The following is a 22,001-nucleotide window of genomic DNA, read 5'->3' as shown; positions in this document are numbered from 1 at the left end:
TGGCCGTTACCGCGGCCGCAGTGTCGAGTGCTGCTGCACCCAGCTGTACATCGACACCGCGGCGGCGGCCGACGCGTTAATCGAACGCGTCGAACCGTACTGTGTGATCTCGACGACCGCCTCGGCCGCCGCGATCGCTTCGTCGGTGAGCCCGGGTCCCTCCTGTCCAAACAGCATCACGCAGCGCTCAGGCCAGTCAAAGATCTCCATGGGCACGCAGCCGGGCACGTTGTCGATCGCGATGATCGGCACGCCCTCCTCGCGCGCCCAGGCGGCGAGCGCCTCGACGTCTGTGTGGTGCTCGACGTGCTGGTATCGGTCGGTGACCATGGCGCCGCGTTTGTTCCAGCGTCGGCGGCCGACGATGTGCACGGTGTCGGCGGCAAACGCGTTGGCGCTGCGCACGATCGAGCCGATGTTCATGTCGTGCTGCCAGTTCTCGATCGCCACGTGAAAGCTGTGTCGCTGCTCGTCGAGGTCGGCGATGATCGCGTCCATCGTCCAGTAGCGGTAGCGGTCGATGACGTTGCGCGAGTCGCCGTGCGCGAGCAACTCGCGGTCGTAAAACTCCTCGGTGGGCCACTCGGTTTCACCGCCGGGCCACGGGCCCACGCCCCAGGTGCTGCGCTCGGGGTGCGCGCCAGCTGCGCTTGCCGCACCGGTTACGCCGGCGGCGGGGTCGGGCTGCGGTGCGGCGGCGGACTGCTGGGTGGTGGGATCTTCGGCGTGAGTCACCCGCCTATTCTCCCAGGTGCTGCGCCCTGGTAGTGTGCGGGCAAGAGCCCGCGGCGCTATGCGGCGAGCGTGCCCGGCCAGCCCGCGCCCGGCAGGCACGCCAGCACGACCGCGTCGCCCGTCACGTGCCACGGGCCGAATGCGTAGGGCACCGCGTAGGCTTCTCCGCTCGCGACCGCGGTCTCGCCCGCGGCAGAGCGCAGGGATCCGGATCCGGATGTCACGATCACGACCGCGTACGAAGCCGGCAGCTCGCCGCTGCCGCCCGTGCCGCGCAGGAGCCGAAAGAACGGGTCGCCCGCGGCGGGCAGCAGGGGCTCGGGCCCGGGCTGCGGGGCGCCGGTCTCGACAATGAGGGCGGCGAGATCGCTGGCCGCGAGGCGGGCGTGGGAGACAGCTCCCATCGCGGTATCGAAGCCGAGATCGAGGTGCGACTCGTCGCGAGTCGAGGTGGTGACCGACCACTCGAGCAAGATCGAAAAATCGGTGGGCTCTTGCAGCTCGGCGACGAAGACGCCCGCGCCGATCGCGTGCGCTGTGCCGGCGGGCACGAGCACGCCCATGCCCGCGCGGGCTTCAATCTCGTTCATGTGCGCGAGCATCCACCCGCTGTCTTGGGCATCGCGGCGGCGGGCGAGCTCGGCGGGGTCAACGTCGTCCTTCCACCCCAGGTAGAGCGCGCTGCCGGGCTCGGCGTCGAGCACAAACCACGCCTCGGTCTTGCCGTACGGGCAGTCGAGGTGGGCGGCCGCGAACGCGCGGTCGGGGTGCACGTGCACCGGCAGCCGCTGGCGTGCATCGAGGAGTTTCACGAGCACGCCGACGTCTGCTGGGTTTGCCGTGCTGGTTGCGCTGCTCGCCGTGGGGCCCACCCAGGCAGTGGGGTTCGCAGCGACGAGGTCTGCGAGCGGGCCCTCGGCCGTGATCGCAGGCCCCACCCCGGGTTCACCGAAGCGCGACACCGTCGATCCGATCCACTCCTCGGGCTGAAACTCGGTGGCCTGTTCGATGCCGCGCAGCGCCGCGATGCGGTCGCCGCCCCGGTAGAAATGCTGAATCGGGTTGGGCGGCAAGAGGAGAGGCTGCACTGGTGCTCCTTGGGTGAGTGGGTGAGGTGTCGACGGGGGCGACTATTTAGCGGAGGGGCGCCTATGCCGCCTGCGCGGCTTCGACCTTGACAACGGTGAGCAAGAACACCGAGTCCTCGGGCACCTCGACCGAGTGCACCTCGTCGGGAATCTCGACGATGTCGCCAGGCGTAAGCAGCCACGATTCGGTGAGCCCGCGCAGCTCGATCCGGCCCGTGATGAGCTGCAGCGTAGCTTCGCCGGGGCTTTTGTGCTCGGCCATGCGTTCGCCGCCGCACATGGCGATGACCGTTTGCCGCAGCGCCCGCCCGCGCCCGCCGTAGAGGGTGCGAGCGAAGCGCTTATTTGAAGCCGCGCGCGCGAGTACCAACAGCTCTGTTGCTAGGTTCGTCAGCGAAATAGTCTCCATAGATTCCACGCTACACCTCTCGCTACGTGTTCGTCTCGGCCGCAGCGGCTACGGCCGCTTCAAGCTCGCTGCGCCACGATCCCAGGTGTACGGGGTCATCGGTGACGATCAGGTCGATACCGCGTTCAACCGCGCGGTCCCAGCGGCCGGGCTTATTGAGCGTGTAGGCGAGTGAGCCGATGCCTGCGCTGCGCAATTCACCGAGCAGGCTGCGGTCTTTGTCGATGAGTTTTGGGCGCCCACCCACCGCCGAGACCTCGAGCTCGCGCGCAAGCTGCACCATCGACGCGTCCCACTCCCTCGTGAGCATCACGCGAGCAAACTGCGGGGCGATTTCTTGCAGCCCGCGCAGCGTGGCTTCGTCGAACGACTGCAGCGCCACCCGATTCACCATGTAACGCGATTGCAACAGGTCACCCACAGCGGCGAGCTGTTCGCTCGTCCACTCCCCCTTGAGTTCGACGAGCGCACGCACGTTGGCGGTCTCAAGTACGTCAAGAAACTCTTCGAGCGTGGGTACCTGTTCACCCGCGTGGGCGGCATCGAACCAAGACCCCGCGTCGAGGGAGCGCACGTAAGCGAAGTCACGCATCGCGACGGGCCCGTTGCCATTGGTGGTGCGATCAAGAGTAAGGTCGTGCAGCAGCACGGGCACTCCATCGCTCGTGAGTTGCACATCGGTTTCAACAAAGTCGACACCCTGATCAATGGCCACGCGCATGGCAGCGAGCGTGTTCTCGGGGGCGAGCGCGGCCGCGCCCCGGTGCGAAACAATACTCACGGTATCTTCGCGGTGCAGCGCTCCGTGCAACTGCATAATGCTTGAGGCAGACGCTTGCGGCGCGGCCCCAAACAGCACCAGCAGTGCGGTGACGAGCAGCCACGCGATTAGCCCTGTGCGCGGCGGTAGCCGCTGCCAAGAACCCGTCTGCATCTATGCCTCTTTCTCGTGCTTCGTCGCGCGATGCCTGCCAGCCTAACCTAATTCGTTACCGTTTTGTGACATTGGTTTTTGTTTCATCTGCTGCGCACTCACGGCCATAGACGCCACTGACCGCCCGGCCGTAGAGTCAGGGCAGGGGTTCGCCCCGCCAGCCCTAGATCACGAGGAGACCCGGTGACTCACAACCAGCATGCGCCTAACGCTCAGCACAGCTACCGCCTCACCCACGGCGATTACGCGACCGAAGTGCTCGCCACGGGCGCCACCCTCTCGAGGCTCACCCACGGCGGTCGCGACCTTATCGCACCCGCCGACGCGCCCCACTCCCCCGGTTTCGCGGGCGCCCTGCTTGCGCCCTGGCCCAACCGTGTCGTCGACGGCCGCTACCTGTTCGCGGGCGAGGTGCGCGAGCTCCCCATCAACGAGCAGGGCAGGCACCACGCGATTCACGGGCTCGCGCACGCGCTCACGTTCACGCCCGCGAAACCGCACACAGCCAACACGCTCGAGCTCACGGCAACGCTCGAACCCACCCCCGGATACCCCTGGCAGCTGCGCCTCACCGCACACTTCACGCTCGGCGACGATGGCCTGCGCTACGGCGTCACCGCCGAGAACCTTTCGCCTGAGCCCGCACCCTACGGCGCCGCCACGCACCCCTATCTCATCGCGGGCGAGGGGCCCGTCGACACCTGGAGCCTCGAGCTCGAGGTCGCCTCGCGTCTCGAGGTCGCGCCGGATCGCCTGATCCCGCAACGGCTCGCCCCGTGGGCCGGGTTCGCGGCCCCCCTGGGCACTTCACGCATCGATCACGCGTTCACCGGCATCGCTTGGGGGGACGACGCGGGCAGCGCAGGCGAGAGCAGCGCGGGCCATCGCACAGCCCGCGCCCGCGTGACCGCCCCGGCCCCCGGCAACAGCAACGACAATGAGAACGGCAACGGCTTTACCGGCGTCGAACTCACTTGGGACTCCACCTGCCCGTGGGTGCAGGTGTTCACCTGCGACCTGGGCGACGAGGTACAGGGCAACCGTGCCGCACTCGCGGTTGAGCCGCAAACCTGCGCGCCCGACGCATTCAACGCGGGCGCCTACCCGTTCGACACGGGGCTCGTGACCCTCGCACCGGGTGCATTGCACGAGGTGACGTGGCGCATCGCGGCACTTTAGCACTCGGTCGAACGACCCGGCACGTAGATATCGAGACGCCACGGTAATTTCGTATTTAACGTGCCGTCTCGTTATTTCGATGCCGGGCCTTCAGCCCACAACCTGGCGCACGAGACCAGACACCGCCTGCCTGCCGCGCACAATGACCCCACGCATTGACCGCGCACCCCGCCAAACCGTACGATGTTTGCGTGAACATTTTTGATGCCGCCGACGCTGCCGACGCTGCCAGCACCGCTACCAGCACCTCTGCCAGCACCCCCGTCAGCGAGCCGAGCACTGCTCTCGCAGCGGCGCGAGTGACAGAGCTTGGCGCGGGCGTCACCAAGCGTTCCACACAGCTCGCCGACGGCCGCGAGCTCATCTACTTCGACGACCCCAACTCGCAGCTCGCAGCCGAGCGACACGTCGACACCCGCCCGCTCGACCCGCGCCCCGACACCGCGCACATGCGCTACGACGTACTCACGGGCGACTGGGTCTCGGTGGCCACCAACCGCCAGAACCGCGCCTTCTTGCCACCAGCTGAGCTCGACCCGCTCGCCCCGCAGACCCCGTCAAACCCGTCAGAGGTACCGTCGATGTACGACGTCGCGGTATTTGAGAACCGCTCACCGTCATTCGGCCCGACACTGCCCGGGGAATTTGATCCGGCGCTACGCACCGAGACCGGCGTGCCGCTCGAGGCAGCCGACCCAGCGACCGGCATTGCGCAGCCCTCACACGGTCGATGCGAGGTGATTTGCTTCTCACCCGAGCACGAGGGGTCGTTTGCGTCGCTCTCGCCGACGCGCGCCCGCACCGTCATCGAGGCGCTCGCAGATCGCGTGGCCGCGCTGTCTGCGCTGCCCGGCATTGCGCAGGTGTTTCCGTTTGAGAACCGCGGCCGCGAGATCGGCGTGACGCTGCCGCACCCGCACGGTCAGATCTACGGCTACCCCGTCATCACGCCGCGCACCCGCGGGCTCCTGCGCAGCATCGAGACCCACGGCCGCGACCTGTTCGCGCGCGTGCTCGACGCCGAGCGCGCCTCCGAACGCCTCATCTTCGAGGGAGAGCACTGGAGCGCGTTCGTGCCGTTTGCCGCACGCTGGCCCCTTGAGATACACCTCATGCCGCACCGACACGTCGCCGATCTCGCCGAGACCACCGCCTCTGAGCGCGACGAGCTCGCCCCGCTCTACCTGCGGCTGCTGCGCGCCGTCGACGGCGTGTACGACACCCCCACGCCCTACATCGCCGCCTGGCATCAGGCGCCCGTCGCCGTGGGCCGCGATGCAGTGCGGCTGCGGCTCGAGCTCACCTCGCCCCGCCGCTCGGCCGACAAACTGAAATTTCTCGCCGGATCAGAGGCCGCAATGGGGGCCTGGATCGGTGACGTCGCGCCCGAAGCCGCCGCCGCCGCGCTGCGCGCCGCGTTTGAGCGCACCCCGTGGCCGGTCGACGTCGCGCCAGCCGCTACGCACGCTGCGCACGCTACGCACGCCGCTCACTAGGCGCCCGCGCCTCCCAAACACCCACAGCTTCTCAGTACCCAGATTTTCCAACACCCAAATCAGAGGACTCCGCCCGATGAACGACGCACACGCCATTTCATCCCCCCTAGAGCCCGCGGGACCTCGTGCTGCGGCCGAGTTTCTCGCACGGTTTGGCCGGGAGCCCGCAGGCGTGTGGTCTGCGCCCGGCCGCGTTAATCTGATCGGTGAGCACACCGATTACAACGAGGGTTTTGCGCTGCCGTTTGCGATCGGTCAGCGCACCTTTGTCGCGGCCGCGCCGCGCGCAGACGCACGCTTGCGCGTCGCGACCGACGCGTTCGCAGACGCCGTCGAGGTAGGCATCGCTGATCTCACGAGGCTGTTTCCGCGGCGTGAAGATGCCGGGGCGGCAGATCTGCCCCCGGTGCCCGAGTGGGCGGCGTATCCACTCGGCGTCGCGTGGGCGCTGCTCGAGCAGGCCGGCGGCAACAACGGCGGCAGCAACGGCGGCGACGCTGGCGCAGTCACCGGCTACGACCTGCTCTTCACCTCTGACGTGCCGCTGGGCGCCGGCCTCTCGTCGTCGGCGGCGCTCGAAAGCGCCACCGCCGTCGCACTCAACGAGCTGTGGAGGCTCGGTTTCGACCGTCGCACGCTGGCCCGCGCGGGGCAGCGCGCCGAAAACGAAGCCGTGGGCGCCCCCACCGGCATCATGGACCAAACGGCCACGCTGCTTGGCGAAGTCGACCACGGCGTGCTCATCGACTGCCGCGACCTCACCACTGATCTCGTGCCACTGCATTTTGGTGACGAACACCTCGAGCTACTCGTCATCGACACCCGTGTGCGCCACGCTCACGCGACGGGCGGATACGGCGAGCGTCGTGCCTCGTGCGAGAAGGGGGCCGCGACGCTCGGCCACCCTAGCCTGCGCACGGTCACGATTGCAGACCTGCCCGGCGCCGAGCACACGCTCGACGATGTGACGTTTAGGCGTGTACGGCACATCGTCACCGAGAACTCGCGCGTGCAAGAGACCGTCGCGCAGCTCGCGGCGACTGGCCCGCGCAGTATCGGCCCACTGCTCACCGCGTCCCACGTGTCGCTGCGTGACGACTTCGAGGTGTCGGTGCCCGAGCTCGATCTCGCCGTCGAGGCGGCAATCGCGGCGGGGGCGCTCGGGGCCCGCATGACCGGCGGCGGCTTTGGTGGCGCGGCCATCGCGCTCATTGATGTCTCCCTCGCCGAACAGGTGACCGCGGCGGTGCTGGCGGCATTCGCGCGCGAAGGGCTCACGACTCCTCACGTGTTTGCGGTCATCCCGGGCGCAGGGGCCGCGCGCGAGCAGTAGCCCGCGTAATTCTCACGTATGCCCCGGCGCCATTGGCGTTGGGGCATTTTGATGTTCTCAAAAATTAGACTTGTGAACGCAAACATTTATCGCTTTAATGTTGTGTACGGCCCCTAGGATTCACGCCACTCACGCGGCAGATTTTCACGGCACCGCATCAGCTCCGTTACCGAAGCACCCCAACGAGACACTCACCCTCAACGAAGAGAGAGCAAGATGGCACCTCACAAACGACTCACTCGCACGGCCGCCATCGTGGCGGTCGGCGCAATGTCGGCGTTTGGCCTCGCGGCCTGCAGCAGCGGCGACAGCGGCAAGGCCGGCGGCGAGGCCGCCGCGTCGGCCGACAATCCCGTCACGATCGAGTACATGCACCGACTTCCCGATGGCGAGGGCATGACCCCGGTAGGCGACATCGTCGACCGCTGGAACGCCGAGCACCCCGAGATTCAGGTCAAGGCCACCAAGTTCGATGGCAAGCCACAAGACATGGTGCTCAAGCTTGAGACTGACCAGAAGGCGGGCAACGCGCCCTGCCTCGCACAGGTCGGCTACGGCGAGGTGCCGCAGCTGTACGTGAAGGGCATGCTCGAAGACGTCGCCGCAGAAGCCGAGAAGTACAAGGGCAACTTCTCGAGCGGCGCCTACGCCGGCATGCAGGTGGGCGACGCCGTTGTCGGCCTGCCACAAGACACCGGCCCGCTCGTCTACTTCTACAACGAAGCCGAGTTCGACAAGCTGGGCATCGAAGCACCCAAGACGCTCGACGACCTGACCGCAGCGTCTGCAACCGCCGCCGATGCGAACAAGTTTGTCACCGCGTTCACCCCCGACGAGGCGCAGAACTGGCTCACCGCGCAGGCGGCGTCTGCGGGCGACGCGTGGTTCAAGGCGGCCGGCGACGAGTGGCAGGTCGACACCACCGGTGCGGGCACCGAGCGCGTGGCCTCGTTCTGGCAGGGGCTCATCGACAACAAGCAGACCCTCACCACCGAGCGCTGGGGTGAGGGCTTCACCAAGGCCATTGACGACGGCAGCCTAATCGGCCACATTGGTGCGGCCTGGGAGGCGGGCTTCATGCTCGACTCGCTCGACGGCACCGATGCTGAGGGTCAGTGGCGTGTGGCGCAGCTGCCCGACTTTGGCGCGGGCCAGCTCACGGGCCCCGACGGCGGCTCGGGGGTTGCAGTATTGAAGGGCTGCGAGTACACCGAGCAGGCGATGCAGTTCAACGACTGGTTCAACACCCAGGTCGACGACCTCGGCTCGCAGGGCCTCGTGGTCGCCGCCACGACCGGCACCCCGAAGACGAGCGAGAAGATGCTCAAGCAGTTCGGCGGCCAAGACGTGCTCGCAGAGCTCGGCACCGCCACCGAGAACCTCAACCCCGACTTCGTCTACGCACCGGGCTTCGCCACCCTCGCAAAGATGAACGAGACGGCGGCCGCAGCCGCGAGCGGCTCGGCGAAGGTGGCAGACATCTTCACCACCGCAGACACCACGATGGTGGCAGCGCTCAAGGACCTCGGCCTCCCCGTGGCCGAGTAACCCGAGTAACCCAAGTAACCCGAGTAACCATAAGAATCAGTCAGAGTAGGTATTGATGTCTCGCACTGCAACTGCCAGTGCCCCCTCACGGCGACGCCCCACCAAGCGTCGCCGTGAGGCGTTCACGGGCTGGTCATTCATGGCGCCGTTCGCGCTGCTGTTCTTGCTCGTGTTTCTCGTACCGATTATTGTGTCGGTGCGCGAGGCGTTCTTCGCCCAGGTGTCGGCGGGCGGCGGGCTGTACGGCGGCGGTGAGCTCGTCGACACGTTCGTGGGCCTCGACAACTTCGTGGTCGCCGCCCAAAACGTCTCGTTCTGGGCGGGCATGGGCCGCGTCGTGCTCTACGCCGCGTTCCAGATTCCGGTCATGATCGTCGTCGCGCTCGGCCTCGCGCTGCTGCTCGACTCCTTCATTCTGCGCCGCCCCGGCCTCTTCAGACTGTCGTTCTTTCTGCCCTATGCGATTCCCGGCATCATCGCGGCCATGATGTGGCTCTACTTCTACACGCCAGAGGTCTCACCGATCCTGCCGTTCCTCCCCGAGGGCACCAACTTCATGGGCCCCGGCACGGTGCTCGCGTCGATGGCCAACATGACCACCTGGACCTACACCGGCTACAACATGCTCATCTTCCTCGCGGCGCTGCAGGCGATTCCCCGCGAACTCTATGAGGCCGCCCGCATCGACGGCGCCTCGGGCATGCAGGTCGCGCTCAAGATCAAGGTGCCGCTGGTGCGCGGCGCAGCTCTGCTCGCGGTACTGCTGTCGATCATCGGCACGATCCAGTTGTTCAACGAGCCCGTCATCATGGCGAGCGCGAACTCGTGGATGGGCAAGGACTTCACCCCCATGATGCTCACCTACAACACCATGATGGGCGAGGTCTCCCCCTCGGGCGCGGGCCCCGCCTCGGCGCTCTCGCTGCTCATGGCTCTCATCGCGGGCCTGCTCGCTATCGTCTACGCGCTGCTGCAGCGCGGTAAGGGAAACTGATGAGCAACACGACGAAGATCATCGCGACCGTGCCCATCGATCCGGATCCGGCCCTTGCCGCAGATCGCCGCGCCGTGGCCGCGGCCCGCGCCAGGCGTCGTGCGGCAGAGGCCGACGCGCCGCCGCGCTCGCTCGCGCCGTCGACCGCGGTGCGCGTTGCCGGCATCGTCGCGCTCTCGATTGCGACGCTCTATTTCTTGGTGCCCGTGTTCTGGTTGATCGTCGCGTCGACGAAGAACAACGCTGACCTCACGGGGTCGTTTGGGTTCTGGTTTGCGAACTGGAACCTCGACACGAACTACGACAGCCTGATGAGCTGGACCCAGGGCCTGTTCTGGCGCTGGGTAGGCAACTCGGTGCTGTACTCGACGGCGGCCGGCGCGATCGGCACGCTGCTCGCGGTGATGGCGGGCTACGCGGTGGCAAAGTTCGCCTTCCCCGGCAAGAAACTGATGGTCGGATTGATCATGGGCGGGCTGCTCTTGCCCGTCGCCCTGCTCACTGTGCCGCTGTACATCGAGTTTCACGCGCTCGGGCTAACCGACTCGATCTGGGCGATCATCGTGCCGTCGGCGGCGTCGCCCTTTGGCGTATTTCTGGGCATGGTCTACGCACAGTCGTCGGTGCCCGACGAGCTGATCGAGGCGGCACGCATTGACGGTGCGAGCGAGGCGCGCATCTTCTTTACGATCGTGCTGCGGCTACTCGCCCCCGCGATGGTGACGATCTTCTTGTTCATCTTTGTGGCGACGTGGAACAACTTCTTGCTGCCGCTCATGATGGTGTCGAGCCCCGAGCTGAAGCCTGTCACGCTCGGCCTGTACGGCATGATGAACTACTTCTCCCCCGACAAGGGCGCGGTGATGCTGGGTGCGCTGCTGGGCGTGCTGCCCCTGATCGCGTTGTTCTTCACGCTGCAGCGTTACTGGCGCTCGGGCCTCGCCGCGGGCGCCGTCAAGGGGTAGCCTCGCGCCAGGCCCGTCAATACGGGCGAAGGCCCGGTCTCACCGCTCTCCGGTCGCGTCGGCTTCGCCGCCGCTCCTGCCAGACCCAACCAAGCGGTGAGACCGGGCCTTCGCCCGTTCACGTCGGTGATGCGACCGTCGTACGCCACACACCACCACGTCATCCTGCGGCCGGCGACCTCACCACGTCATCCTGCGGCGGGCGACCTCACCACGTCATCCTGCGGCGACGAAGTCGATCGCAGGATCCACACCCCACACAAACTTCATCGACAGGGCTGGATTCTGCGATGCACTCCGTGCCCGCAGAATGACCAAAAGAGGGCGCCCGCAGAATGACCAAAAGAGGGCGCCCGCAGAATGACGGGAGGGGCCGCAGGACTCTGCACCGTACTACACCCCACACCGCCACGTCATCCTGCGGCGACGAAGTCGATCGCAGGATCCACACTCACGGGTCCGGTCAGACCCCGATGAACTCCTCTTCGGGGCCGAACTCGGGGCCTTCGCGCACCTCGACCGCGTCGGGCAAGCCCTCGGCATCGAACACGACGATCTCGTTGTCACCTGCCCGCCACAGCGGCGCGGGGGCGTAGAGCGTGTGGGTCGGGCCGACCTCCCAGTAGCGTCCGAGCAAGAATCCGTTCAGCCACACCGACCCCTTCACCCCGCCGGGGAAGGCGAGCCACGCATCGAGCGGTTCGCTCACGCTGAGGGTGGCGGCCGCTGAACCTGTAGGCGGTGCTGCTGCGACGCTGCCCGAGGAGTCTGCGGGCCCAGCGTTGACGAGGGCAGCGTCGGCCGTCGATCCGGAGCTTGAGACAGCAGAGCCCACGGTCTCAGCAGAGCCCACGGTCTCAGCAGAGCCCACAAGCTCAGCAGCGGCGTGGGCGCGCGGCACCTCGTCGCCGAGCACGCGGTAGGTCCAGCCGTGCACGATGCGGCGGCCGATGCGCACCGCCTGCATGATGCCCTTGCCCTCGCCGGTGAGCGAGCCGTAGTTGATGCGACCGAGACTCTCGACCAGTAGGGTGAAACGCGCATCGCGGGCTGACCCCGGGAGCGCGAGCTCGGTCACACCGTCGCGGGCGAGCACCCCAACGTGTGCACCATTCAGGAGCACGACCGCGCGGTCGTGCAGCCCGTCGATGGCGAGGCGCGATCCGGCCTCGAATGACACGTTTGCCTCGTAAGCGACGTAGCCGTCCTCGGCCCCGAGCTGCTCGTACGTGAGCGGGCGAGGCGATGCCGCGCTTGGGTCGCCCGCGGGCTGGGCGCCCTCGATCACCCGCGTGAGCGAGGCGGTGTGCGCGAGCCGGGCCTTCGCTGCGGGCTGCAGCCGCGGGTTTGCCGGGGGCGCTGGCAGCGGGGCGTCGTGGAGCGGGGCGAGCGCCTCGCGCAGCGCGTCGAAGCGGTCGTTGAGCGTGCCGTCTTCGCCGATGGGGGCGTGGTAGTCGTAGCTGGTGACGGTGGGCTGCAGCATTTCGTCGTAGTTGGCGCCGTTCCAGTAGCCAAAGTTGGTGCCGCCGTGGGCCATGTACAGGCTGAACGAGCCGCCGATCTTAAGGATCTCGTCGATCGTGCCCATCATGCTGGCGGCGCTGCGCACGTGGTGGTTTTCGCCCCAGTGGTCGAACCATCCGCCCCACATTTCGCTGCACATGAACGGCACGCCTGGGTCTTGGAGTGCGCGGGCGCGGTCGACCCCTGAGCCGAACGTGAATGTGGGCATTGCGCCCGCGACCTGGCCGTGCAGCTGCATGTCGCGCGTCGTGCCGTCGGCGGTCGTGAGCAGTTCGGTGATGCCGCGGGCGCGCAGCCCGTCGCGCAGGTGCTCGAGGTAGGCGCGGTCGCTGCCAAATGAACCGTACTCGTTCTCGACCTGCAGCGCGACGATCGGGCCGCCGTGCGCGGCCTGCAGTGGGGCGACGCGGGCGATCAACTCGTCCATCCAGGTGTCGACGGCCTGCAGGTACACGGGGTCGCTCGTGCGCAGGTTTGCCGTGCGGGCGGTGAGCCAGTGCGGCAGGCCGCCGTTCGACCACTCGGCGCAGATGTACGGGCTCGGTCGCAGAAACACGTCGAGCCCTGCCTCGCCCGCAAGCGTGATGTAGCGTTCGACGTCACGCCAGCCGTCGAATACCATCTCACCCTCGCGGCGCTCGTGGAAGTTCCACGCCACATAGGTGTCGACCGTGTTGAGGCCGAGCGCTTTGAGGCGCATGAGCCGGTCTTCCCACTGATCGGGGTGCACCCTGAAGTACTGCATCGACCCCGAGAGGATGCGGTGTGGCTTGTCGCCCCTGTACAGCTGGCCGTCGCGCCAGGTGAGCAGCGGCGATACGTTCGCGTCAACACTGACGCTGTGCGTTGAAGTCATGTGGGTGGCTCCTCGAAAAATGTTTGCGTTCACATTATCGCAATGATGCACACAATTTGCTAGGCAGCGAGGGCGATTGATCGCTACCATTAATCACATGCCACCCCGCCGCCCGTCTCACGACAAAGCCCCCAGCCAGGTCGACGTCGCCAAGCTCGCGGGTGTCTCCACCCAAACCGTTTCGCGCGTCATGTCAGGCCAGGGCAGCGTGCGCCCTGACACGGCCCGCAAGGTGCTCGCGGCGGTCGACGAGCTCGGCTATCGCATTCACGCCGCCGCCGCGTCACTCGCTTCGGGCCGCACTCGCCTGCTCGGCGTGATCATCGTTTCGAACGACCGCTATTCGCTCGGCGCTCTCGGCGTCGGCATCGAGCAGGCCGCCGCCGCACACGGCTACACCGTGACCACCGCCGCGGTCGCCGAGCACGCCTCTACCGACGCGTTTCTTGAGGCGTTCGATCGGCTCGAACGGCAGGGCGCCGAGGGCGTCATTCTCGGAGTGCCCATCGATCTCGACACCCCGGCGATGCGCACCCGCACCGACCGCACCCCCACCGTGCGTAGTGAGCGCAGCGAACTCGACCCGCAGTCCCCCTTCGCTGTTGACCAGTCGCGCATCGCGCAGCTCGCAGTCGAACACCTGCTCGCCCTGGGACACGAGACCGTGTGGCACGTGTCAGGCGACGAGTACTGGGTTGAGACCGACGAGCGCCGCGCCTCTTGGCAGCGCACGCTCGAAGCACACGGCATTACGCCCCCGCCCGTGATTCCGGGCGACTGGACCCCCGAGTCTGGGTACCGGGCCGGCCGCACGATCGCCGCTATTCCCGACGCGACCGCGGTGTTTGTGTCGAGCGACGAAATGGCGTTTGGGGTGTTGCGTGCGCTGCACGAGGCTGGCAAGCGGGTGCCCGAAGACGTCTCGGTGGTGAGCGTCGACGGCATTCCGCTTTCGGCCTATGCTTCCCCCGCCCTCACGACGGTGCGGCAGCCGTTCGAAGATCTCGGCCGCGCCGCCGCGCTGCGACTCATCGCGATGCTCGAGGGCGCTCCCGCGGGCGAGCTGCCCACAATCGCGCCCGAGCTCATCGTGCGCAGCTCGACCGCCGCCCCGCGCACGTAGCGCAGTGGCGGTCCTCACGCCGGATCGGTGGGCCCGGGACTCCCACACGGTCGACTTCGCCACAAATGCCCCAGTTTGTTTGGTTTAGGGGCTCCCGCATCGAACTTTCTGGGGCATCTGTGCGGCGGGGCCCGGAACGGCGGGCCCGGAACGGCGGGCCCGGAACGGAGGGCCGCCGATCATGGGCAGTTTTGCGTGTGCACGCGTACGCCCCGCGAGTGGTCGCATTTCGGTACAAATATCGAACGGAACAGGCCAAAACACCACAATATTCGTACCGAAGCTTTTGCCGCACCGCGACAACCAGTTTGGCGGCACAAGAGTCGCTCGGAACAGACGCCAACAAGAAACCCCCGCTGCCGTAGCATTGGGGGCTTCCGAATGTGTACGTGGTCGGTCCAAGCCCGCCACTCACGCTTTAAGGATACTCGTGTTGGCGATACGGCCCGGGCTGACAAACACGCGGGCTCACGAATGCCCCAGTTAGTTCGGTTTAGGGGCCCCAGTATCAAACTTTCTGGGGCATCTGTGCGGCGGGGCCCGGAACGGCGGGGCCCGGAACGGCGGGGCCCGGAACGGCGGGGCCCGGAACGGCGGGGCCCGGATCGGCGGGGCCCGGAACGGGGCCCGGAACGAGGCCCAGAACGAGGCCCAGAACGGCGGGGCCGGAACGGTGGGCCCGGGACATCGAAGCCCACGGGCCCACCGATCCGGATCACAGGGCGCTAAGCGATGACGAGGCCTTCGCCGTCGGCCGCCACGTCGACCCGCACGGTGTCGCCGTCGCGCACGTCGCCCGCGAGGATCGCGCGCGCGAGCTTGTCGTCGATCTGCTTCTGCATCAGCCGGCGCAGCGGGCGCGCACCGTAGACGGGGTCGTAGCCGGCCTGCGCGAGCCAGGCCCGCGCGGCGGGGGTGACCCCAATCGTGAGGCGTCGCTCAGCGAGCCGCGCCTGCATGCGGTCGATCGATAGCTCGACGATCTGCGCGAGGTCTTCGACCGACAGCGGGTGAAAGATCACCATCTCGTCGAGCCTGTTGATGAACTCGGGCTTGAACACGCGGCGCACCGTCTCGCGCACCGCGCCCTCCTTCTCGCCCCAGGTGAGGTCGGCGTCGATGAGGTACTGCGAGCCCAGGTTCGACGTGAGAATCAGAATCACGTTTCTGAAGTCGACCGTGCGGCCCTGCCCGTCGGTGAGCCGGCCATCGTCGAGCACCTGCAGCAGCACATCGAACACCTCGGGGTGCGCCTTCTCAACCTCGTCGAGCAACACGACCGAATACGGCCTACGCCGCACGGCCTCGGTGAGCTGGCCGCCCTGCTCGTAGCCGACGTACCCGGGAGGGGCGCCGACGAGCCGCGACACCGAGTGCTTTTCGCCGTACTCTGACATGTCGATGCGCACCATGGCGTGCTCGTCGTCGAAGAGAAACTCGGCGAGCGCCTTCGCGAGCTCGGTTTTGCCGACGCCCGTGGGCCCGAGAAACAGGAACGATCCGGTGGGCCTGTTAGGGTCGGCAATCCCGGCGCGCGTACGGCGCACCGCGTCAGACACAGCTTCAACCGCGTCTGCCTGGCCGATGAGCCGCCTGCCGAGCTCGCGCTCGAGCGACAGCAGTTTCTCGGTCTCGCCCTGCATCAGGCGCCCCACGGGAATGCCCGTCCAGGCCGCCACGACACCCGCGATCTCTTCGTCGGTCACCTGGTCACTGACCATGCGCGGCTCGGCGGGCTCGCCGCCATCGCCATCGGAACCACCGGTGCCGCCGGTGCCGTCAGCGCCGGATCCCGCTTCCTCTGCGCGCTCAGCCTCGGCGAGCTCTTTCTGAATGACCGGGATCTCGCCGTAGAGCAGCTTCGAGGCCTTCTCGAGCTTGCCTTCGCGCTGCGCCAGTTCTGCCTCCATGCGCAGTTGGTCGAGCTTTTCGCGCAGCTCGCCGACGCGGTTGAGCGAGGCCCGCTCGCGCTCCCAGCGCGCCTCGAGCACGTCCAGTTCGGCCTGCTTCGCGGCGAGGTCTTCGCGCAACTTCGCGAGCCGCTCTTTCGAGGCCGCGTCTTTCTCACGCTTGAGCGCGAGATCTTCGAGCTTCAACCGATCGACGGCGCGGCGCAGCTCGTCGATCTCGACCGGGGCCGAGTCGATCTCCATGCGCAGCCGGCTCGCTGCCTCGTCGATCAGGTCGATCGCTTTGTCGGGCAGCTGGCGCGCCTGAATGTAGCGGTTCGACAGCGCCGCGGCGGCCACGAGCGCCGAGTCGGCGATCGTCACTTTGTGGTGCGCTTCGTAGCGCTCCTTCAGCCCGCGCAAGATCGCGATCGTGTCTTCGACGGTCGGTTCACCGACGTACACCTGCTGAAAGCGCCGCTCGAGTGCAGCGTCTTTCTCGATGTACTCGCGGTACTCGTCGAGGGTGGTCGCGCCAATGAGCCGCAGCTCACCGCGCGCGAGCATGGGCTTGAGCATCTGCGATGCGGCGACCGAACTCTCGCCCCCGCCTGCCCCCATGAGGGTGTGCAGCTCGTCGATGAAGGTGATGTATTTGCCGTCTGATTCCTTGATCTCGGCGAGCACCGCCTTCATGCGCTCCTCGAATTCGCCGCGGTATTTGGCCCCCGCGATGAGCGCTGAAATATCGAGCGAAATCAGCTCTTTGTCCTTGAGCGACTCTGCAACGTCGCCCGCGACGATGCGCTGGGCGAGCCCCTCGACGACGGCCGTTTTACCAACGCCTGGTTCGCCAATAAGCACCGGGTTGTTCTTGGTGCGGCGTGTGAGTACCTGGCTCACGCGCCGAATCTCTGCGTCACGACCGATCACCGGGTCGAGCTTGCCCGAGCGGGCCACCTGGGTGAGGTTGACGCCGAACTGCTCGAGCGCGCTGTCGCCGCCCTCGCCCTGGGCGGGCTGCCAATTTGCCTGCATGTGGGGTCCTTTCTCTGTGTGCAAGCGCCGGATCAGCGCTGCGCGTCACCGACCGCAAGCCGTGCCGCGCAACACCCTCCAACAAACTTGAGTGCTGATGACTCAAGTTTATCGCCTCTTACCTATTTGCACCACTGCGGATACAGTAAATTTCACGCCGCGCAACGGTGCGCGGTCACGCCTTCGTTCGACGAGAGCTGTGGGCGTCGTATATCGAAGGGACGCCCGTGACCGCGCATTCGACCCCCGCTGCACCAGACCTTCAAGAAAGCGCCCCGCCCCGCATTCGCTGGTCGGCCGCGACCGCGGCGTTTCAGGTTGAGGGTGCCCGCACGTTAGACGGCCGCGGCCGCACCATCTGGGACGACTTCGTCGACACCCCTGGAGCAGTGTTAGACGCATCGACCGCAGACCCCGGCCCCGACAGCTACCACCGTTATTTAGAAGACGTCGCCCTCGCTCAAGGGCTCAGCCTCGACCGCTACCGCTTCGGTATCTCGTGGGCCCGGGTCGTGCCCGAGGGGTCTGGGGCCGTGAACAGCGCGGGTCTCGACTACTACGGCAGGCTCGTCGACGCACTCCTCGAGGCGGGCGTGACCCCCTTTGCCACCCTGTACCACTGGGATCTGCCGAGCCCACTCGAGGCGGCGGACGGCTGGCTAAGCCGCGACACCGCGTACCGGTTCGAAGAGTATGCGGCGGTCGTGGCCGCGCACCTCGGCGACCGCGTGAAGCACTGGTACACGATCAACGAGCCCGCGATGACCGCGCTCGAGGGGTACGCGATCGGCACCCTCGCGCCGGGCAGGCAGGAGCTCTTCGGCGCACTCCCCGCCGCACACCACCAGCTGCTCGCCCACGGACTCGCCATGCGGGTGCTGCGCGAGGAGGGCGCGCAGCAGGTTGGCCTCACCAACAATCACACGCTCGTGCGCCCGCTCACAGATTCCGTCGACGACCTCACCGCGGCGGGCGCCTACGACGTGATCCATAACCGGGTATTTGCTGATCCGGTGCTGACCGGGCAGTACCCAGATCTCGCTGCGCTGGGGCTGCCCGAGATGCCCGCCCAGCCGGGCGACATGGAGCTGATCAGCGCGCGCCCCGATTTTTACGGCGTGAATTTCTATAACCCGACGACCGTGGCCGCGGCTCCCGAGGGCAGCCCGCTGCCGTTCGATCTCGTGCCCACTCCGGGCGCGCAGACGACGGGCTTCGGCGAGATGTGGCCGATCGTGCCCGAAGCGCTCACGGAGCTGCTCACCGGCATGCGCGACACCTACGGCGCGGCACTGCCGCCCATCATCATCGGCGAGAATGGCGCCTCGTTCCCCGAGCCCGATCACCTCACGCGCGAGGCCGCTGCTCCGGATCAAGCCGGGCCCGCCCCCGCCGAGCGCAACACCGACGACCCCACGGCCGACGAGCGCATTACCGACGAGCGCCGCATCGCGTACCTGGCGGGGCATATTCAGGCGGTGACAGACGCGATCGCGGCGGGCGTTGACGTCGAGGAATACACCGTGTGGTCACTCATCGACAACTTCGAGTGGGCGGCGGGGTACACGCAGCGCTTTGGGCTCGTGCACGTCGACTTTGAGACCGGCGAGCGCACTCCCAAAGCGTCGTATGACTGGCTGCGCGGGGTCATTGCGCACTCACGTAGCGATGTCTCGCGGTTACGGCCATGACCGCGCAGGTGCCCGGTGCGCCTGGCACGCCCGGCACGCCCGGCGCGCCCCGCACGCCCCGCACGCCCCGGGCCGCAATATCGCTTACGGGCTCGAACAAGTCAGGCCGGGTGGGCGGGTGGTGGCTGACCCTGTTTACGCTCGCGTGGCTCGTGATCTGGACGGCGCAGCTCACCCCGCTGCAGCTCTTGTTACCGCTGCAGCTCGACACCCCAGACAGCGCCTCTGGCTGGGTGTCTGGGGTCGTGTCATCGGGCATCGTGCTGGGGGTGGGCGGGCTCGCCGGCGTGATCGCGGGCCCCGTCGCCGGGTCCCTTTCTGACCGCGGTAGTGGGCATCGTCGCCGCCCGTGGGCGCTCGGCGGTGCGTGGCTCGCGGCCGGCTGCTTGGTGCTCACCGGGTTCAGCTCGGGCCCCTGGCTCGTGGGCGCTTCGTGGGTGGGGGTGTCTGTGGGCATCGCGACGGCCTCTGCCGCGTTCACCTCGATGATCGCCGACCAGCTGCCCGTCGCGCAGCGCGGCGCCGCGTCGTCTGCCGTCGGATCATCTCAGGCGCTCGGCATCGTGCTGGGTGTCGGCGCTGTCGTGCTGCTCGGCCTCGGCGTGCTCGCGGGCTACCTCTTACTCGCCGCCATGATCGCAGTCGTGGGCACCGCAACCGCGCTGCTCTTGCCCGATCCGCCCGCGCCGCTGCTCGCAGATTCCGGGCACACCATCCCCGGGCCCGCTGCCGAGAGCAACGTGGGTTTCTCGCCTGAGCTCTCGCCCCAGTTCTCGGCCGAGCCCACAGCGCCCGGGCCCACCGCATCGAGGCATGCAGCGCCCGAGCCCACCGCGCCCAGGCCCGCGGCGTTCGGGGCCACCGTGCCCAGGCCCACCGCACCCGGGCCCACCGATCCGGAGCTGATCGCAGCGACAGCGGCCCGCAGCCTGCGGGCGTCGCTCGCCGACCGCGATTTTCGGTGGATGCTCGTCGGCCGCCTGATCGTCAACGTCGGCAATGCGCTCGGCACCGCGCTGCTGCTGTTCTTTTTGCTCTACGGGCTGGGGCAACAGCACGCCGCGGCCGAAGAGAACCTGCTGCTGCTCATCGTCGTGTACACCGTGTTTGTGGTGCTCGCGTCGATCGTGGTGGGGCTCCTCTCAGACCGCGTAGGGCACAGGCGACTGCTCACGATCGCGTGCGCGGTCGTGCAGGCGAGCGCGGGCGTCGTGATTCTCGCCTCGCCCACGTTTGCGGCGACGATGGTCGCGGCGGCGCTCATGGGCGTGGGCTACGGCGGATTCTCGACCGTCGGCCTCGCGTTCGCGACCGATCTGCTGCCCAGCTCGCGCGATAACGCACGCGACCTGGGCGTCGTCGGCGTGACGGCCTCGCTCGGACAGCTGCTCGGGCCCGTCATCGGTGCGGGCCTCGTCGCGATCGCGGGCGCATTCTGGCTGCTGTTTCTGGGGGCGACGGTGCTGTCGCTGGTGGGCGCTGGCCTCACGGCGCTCGCCCGCGAGGCCGGATCAGCGGCTACGCCGCGCGTGCCGCGACCCGCGCGCTCCATCGCCCCATGACGATGCCGACCGGAATCAGTAGCAGCCAGGTCAGCTGCCCCCAGGTCGAACCCGCGGCGTAGGCGACCGGGATCGACACGGCGAACACTGCGACACGAGCCGCAAGATCGAGCCGCCCCGCCCACCAGGCCGCGCGCGGCGCATCGTCACCGATGAGCCCTCGAGCACGACCCAGCTCAAACATGGTCGACTGCGACACCATTGCGAGCGCCACGTTGACCGCGTAGATCGCCGTCGCGAGCGGCAGGGCTGCCGTGCTGGGGTCGCTGATGCCCTGGGTGGTAAACGGCAGCACCACGATCAGACACGCGGTCACGAGGTTCGCGGCGATGATCGGGCCGTCGATGCCCCGAAACTTGCCCAGAAGCTCAGTGTTGCTGTACCAAAACACGGCGATTACGACGAAGCTGACGGCAAAGCCCGTGAGTTGGGTGCCCAGCCCGCCCGAGAGCAGGTGCACCGGATTCGTCCAGAACTCTGCCGGCGGCAGGTCGACGTTGGCGATGAGTAGCGTGACGGCGAACCCGTAAATCGCGTCGAAAAAGCCGAGCCCCCGGTCGAACTCAGACCGGTCTCGCTGAAACATGCTGCGCGGTGCCACGTTGCCCTCCTACTACTGGGGTGCTGTCCCAGCAGGTACGCTTACTACGTTAGTCAGCCGCAGAACCGAAAGCATAGAAGTCATGTCGAAGATCGCCCTCGTACGCCAGCCCAGTTCGAAGCTCGACGACGGAATCGTCGACCACATTGAGAAGGTGACGGTTGATATCGACCGCGCCCGCGAAGAATGGCGCGGCTACGTCGCGACGTTGCAGGCGCACGGCTGGGAGACCATCGAGGTTGAGCCCGCAGACGACTGCCCTGACTCGGTGTTCATTGAAGACACCGTCGTAATGTACAAGAACGTTGCCGTGATTAGCCGCCCCGGCGCCGACAGCCGCAAGCCCGAAACCGACGGCACCCGCAAAGCGCTCGAGGAGCTCGGATGCGCGATCGCAGAGATTCGCGAGCCCGGCACGCTCGACGGTGGCGACGTGCTCAAGATCGGCGACACGGTCTACGTCGGCCGCGGCGGCCGCACCAACGGCGAGGGTATCGCGCAGCTGCGCCGCCACCTCACACCGCTCGGCGCGAAGGTCGTCGCCGTGCCCGTCACGAAGGTGCTGCACCTGAAGACCGCCGTGACCGCGTTGCCCGACGGCACCGTTATCGGTTACCCCGAGTTCGTCGACAACCCCGCCGTCTTCGACCGGTTCTTGCCTGTGCCCGAGCCGCACGGCACCGCCGTCGTGATTCTGGGCGACAACGATCTGATCATCTCAGCCTCTGCCCCCAAGACCGCCGACCTGCTGCGCGAACTCGGCTACACGGTCACCACCGTCGAGATCGGCGAGTACGAGAAGCTCGAGGGTTGCCCGACCTGCCTGTCGGTGCGCGTGCGCGACCTGATGTAACCCGCGCCCCGCTGCCCCGGGCCACGCTGCCCCGCGCCCCCGCGCCCCGCGCGACCCACCACGTCATCCTGCGCGACCCACTACGTCATCCTGCGCGACCCACTACGTCATCCTGATATGGAGATCGATTTGTCAAGTGGGCAGGGGAAAACGCCGCCAGACTGGCTGCCTAGCGGCGTTTCA

17 protein-coding genes are annotated in these 22,001 nt (G+C 67.4%); 10 read left to right on the top strand and 7 right to left on the bottom strand.

Going from position 1 to position 22,001, the window contains the following annotated elements:
- Positions 1-6: 6 nt before the first annotated feature.
- The 4 genes from ACXR2W_RS08100 to ACXR2W_RS08085 all read right to left on the bottom strand — a co-directional run bounded on the left by ACXR2W_RS08100 (position 7) and on the right by ACXR2W_RS08085 (position 3,166).
- Positions 7-735, bottom strand: coding sequence for a TrmH family RNA methyltransferase (locus ACXR2W_RS08100; protein WP_458816005.1), 729 nt, complete (start codon positions 733-735; stop codon positions 7-9).
- 56 nt (positions 736-791) lie between these two features.
- Complete coding sequence (locus ACXR2W_RS08095) at positions 792-1,823, bottom strand: class I mannose-6-phosphate isomerase (RefSeq protein ID WP_458816003.1); 1,032 nt, start codon at positions 1,821-1,823, stop codon at positions 792-794.
- Between the two features lie 61 nt (positions 1,824-1,884).
- Positions 1,885-2,232 carry a cupin domain-containing protein gene (locus ACXR2W_RS08090; protein ID WP_458816001.1) on the bottom strand — a complete coding sequence of 116 codons (348 nt, stop codon included), beginning with the start codon at positions 2,230-2,232 and terminating at the stop codon, positions 1,885-1,887.
- A gap of 22 nt (positions 2,233-2,254) precedes the next feature.
- Complete coding sequence (locus ACXR2W_RS08085; RefSeq protein ID WP_458815999.1) at positions 2,255-3,166, bottom strand: glycerophosphodiester phosphodiesterase; 912 nt, start codon at positions 3,164-3,166, stop codon at positions 2,255-2,257.
- A gap of 183 nt (positions 3,167-3,349) precedes the next feature.
- On the opposite strand from ACXR2W_RS08085, the gene ACXR2W_RS08080 reads away from it, so the two are divergent.
- The 6 genes from ACXR2W_RS08080 to ACXR2W_RS08055 all read left to right on the top strand — a co-directional run bounded on the left by ACXR2W_RS08080 (position 3,350) and on the right by ACXR2W_RS08055 (position 10,681).
- Entirely contained in the window at positions 3,350-4,345 is a 996-nt protein-coding gene (locus ACXR2W_RS08080; RefSeq protein ID WP_458815997.1) for an aldose epimerase family protein, read from the top strand.
- 299 nt (positions 4,346-4,644) lie between these two features.
- The gene (gene galT / locus ACXR2W_RS08075) at positions 4,645-5,841 is read left to right on the top strand and encodes a galactose-1-phosphate uridylyltransferase (RefSeq protein WP_458816009.1); all 1,197 of its coding nucleotides are present in this window, start codon (positions 4,645-4,647) and stop codon (positions 5,839-5,841) included.
- A gap of 76 nt (positions 5,842-5,917) precedes the next feature.
- Positions 5,918-7,174, top strand: a complete 1,257-nt coding sequence (galK, locus tag ACXR2W_RS08070) for a galactokinase (RefSeq protein WP_458815995.1) — start codon at positions 5,918-5,920, stop codon at positions 7,172-7,174.
- A gap of 216 nt (positions 7,175-7,390) precedes the next feature.
- Positions 7,391-8,722 (top strand): ABC transporter substrate-binding protein, encoded by a 1,332-nt coding sequence (locus ACXR2W_RS08065; protein WP_458815993.1) that lies wholly within the window; start codon positions 7,391-7,393, stop codon positions 8,720-8,722.
- A gap of 55 nt (positions 8,723-8,777) precedes the next feature.
- A complete protein-coding gene (locus ACXR2W_RS08060) occupies positions 8,778-9,716 on the top strand; it encodes a carbohydrate ABC transporter permease (RefSeq protein WP_458815991.1) in 939 nt (312 codons plus the stop codon).
- Positions 9,716-10,681 (top strand): carbohydrate ABC transporter permease, encoded by a 966-nt coding sequence (locus ACXR2W_RS08055; protein WP_458815989.1) that lies wholly within the window; start codon positions 9,716-9,718, stop codon positions 10,679-10,681. The genes ACXR2W_RS08060 and ACXR2W_RS08055 overlap by 1 nt, the downstream gene beginning before the upstream one ends.
- Before the next feature lie 463 nt (positions 10,682-11,144).
- On the opposite strand, the gene ACXR2W_RS08050 is transcribed toward ACXR2W_RS08055, so the two are convergent.
- Entirely contained in the window at positions 11,145-13,061 is a 1,917-nt protein-coding gene (locus tag ACXR2W_RS08050; RefSeq protein ID WP_489948839.1) for a glycoside hydrolase family 35 protein, read from the bottom strand.
- Between the two features lie 97 nt (positions 13,062-13,158).
- Between ACXR2W_RS08050 and ACXR2W_RS08045 the strand changes: the two genes are divergently transcribed.
- Positions 13,159-14,184 carry a LacI family DNA-binding transcriptional regulator gene (locus ACXR2W_RS08045; RefSeq protein WP_458815985.1) on the top strand — a complete coding sequence of 342 codons (1,026 nt, stop codon included), beginning with the start codon at positions 13,159-13,161 and terminating at the stop codon, positions 14,182-14,184.
- Between the two features lie 725 nt (positions 14,185-14,909).
- Here the strand turns inward: ACXR2W_RS08045 and ACXR2W_RS08040 are convergent.
- Complete coding sequence (locus tag ACXR2W_RS08040; protein ID WP_458815983.1) at positions 14,910-17,111, bottom strand: ATP-dependent Clp protease ATP-binding subunit; 2,202 nt, start codon at positions 17,109-17,111, stop codon at positions 14,910-14,912.
- 227 nt (positions 17,112-17,338) lie between these two features.
- Here ACXR2W_RS08040 and ACXR2W_RS08035 point away from each other — a divergent pair, with 227 nt between their 5' ends.
- Positions 17,339-18,802: a glycoside hydrolase family 1 protein gene (locus tag ACXR2W_RS08035; RefSeq protein ID WP_458815981.1), complete on the top strand. Its 1,464-nt coding sequence runs from the start codon at positions 17,339-17,341 to the stop codon at positions 18,800-18,802.
- Positions 18,799-20,364, top strand: a complete 1,566-nt coding sequence (locus ACXR2W_RS08030; RefSeq protein ID WP_458815979.1) for an MFS transporter — start codon at positions 18,799-18,801, stop codon at positions 20,362-20,364. Before ACXR2W_RS08035 ends, ACXR2W_RS08030 begins: the two co-directional genes overlap by 4 nt.
- On the opposite strand, the gene ACXR2W_RS08025 is transcribed toward ACXR2W_RS08030, so the two are convergent.
- On the bottom strand, positions 20,321-20,965 hold the full coding sequence (locus ACXR2W_RS08025) for a TMEM175 family protein (protein ID WP_458815977.1): 645 nt from the start codon (positions 20,963-20,965) through the stop codon (positions 20,321-20,323). The two genes, ACXR2W_RS08030 and ACXR2W_RS08025, sit on opposite strands and share 44 nt — an antisense overlap.
- Positions 20,966-21,047: 82 nt before the next feature.
- Between ACXR2W_RS08025 and ddaH the strand changes: the two genes are divergently transcribed.
- Positions 21,048-21,818 carry a dimethylargininase gene (gene ddaH / locus ACXR2W_RS08020; RefSeq protein WP_458815975.1) on the top strand — a complete coding sequence of 257 codons (771 nt, stop codon included), beginning with the start codon at positions 21,048-21,050 and terminating at the stop codon, positions 21,816-21,818.
- The last annotated feature ends 183 nt before the right edge of the window (positions 21,819-22,001 follow it).

This window comes from Leucobacter faecis, assembly GCF_054456695.2.
This window is presented reverse-complemented; position numbering and strand designations above follow the sequence as displayed.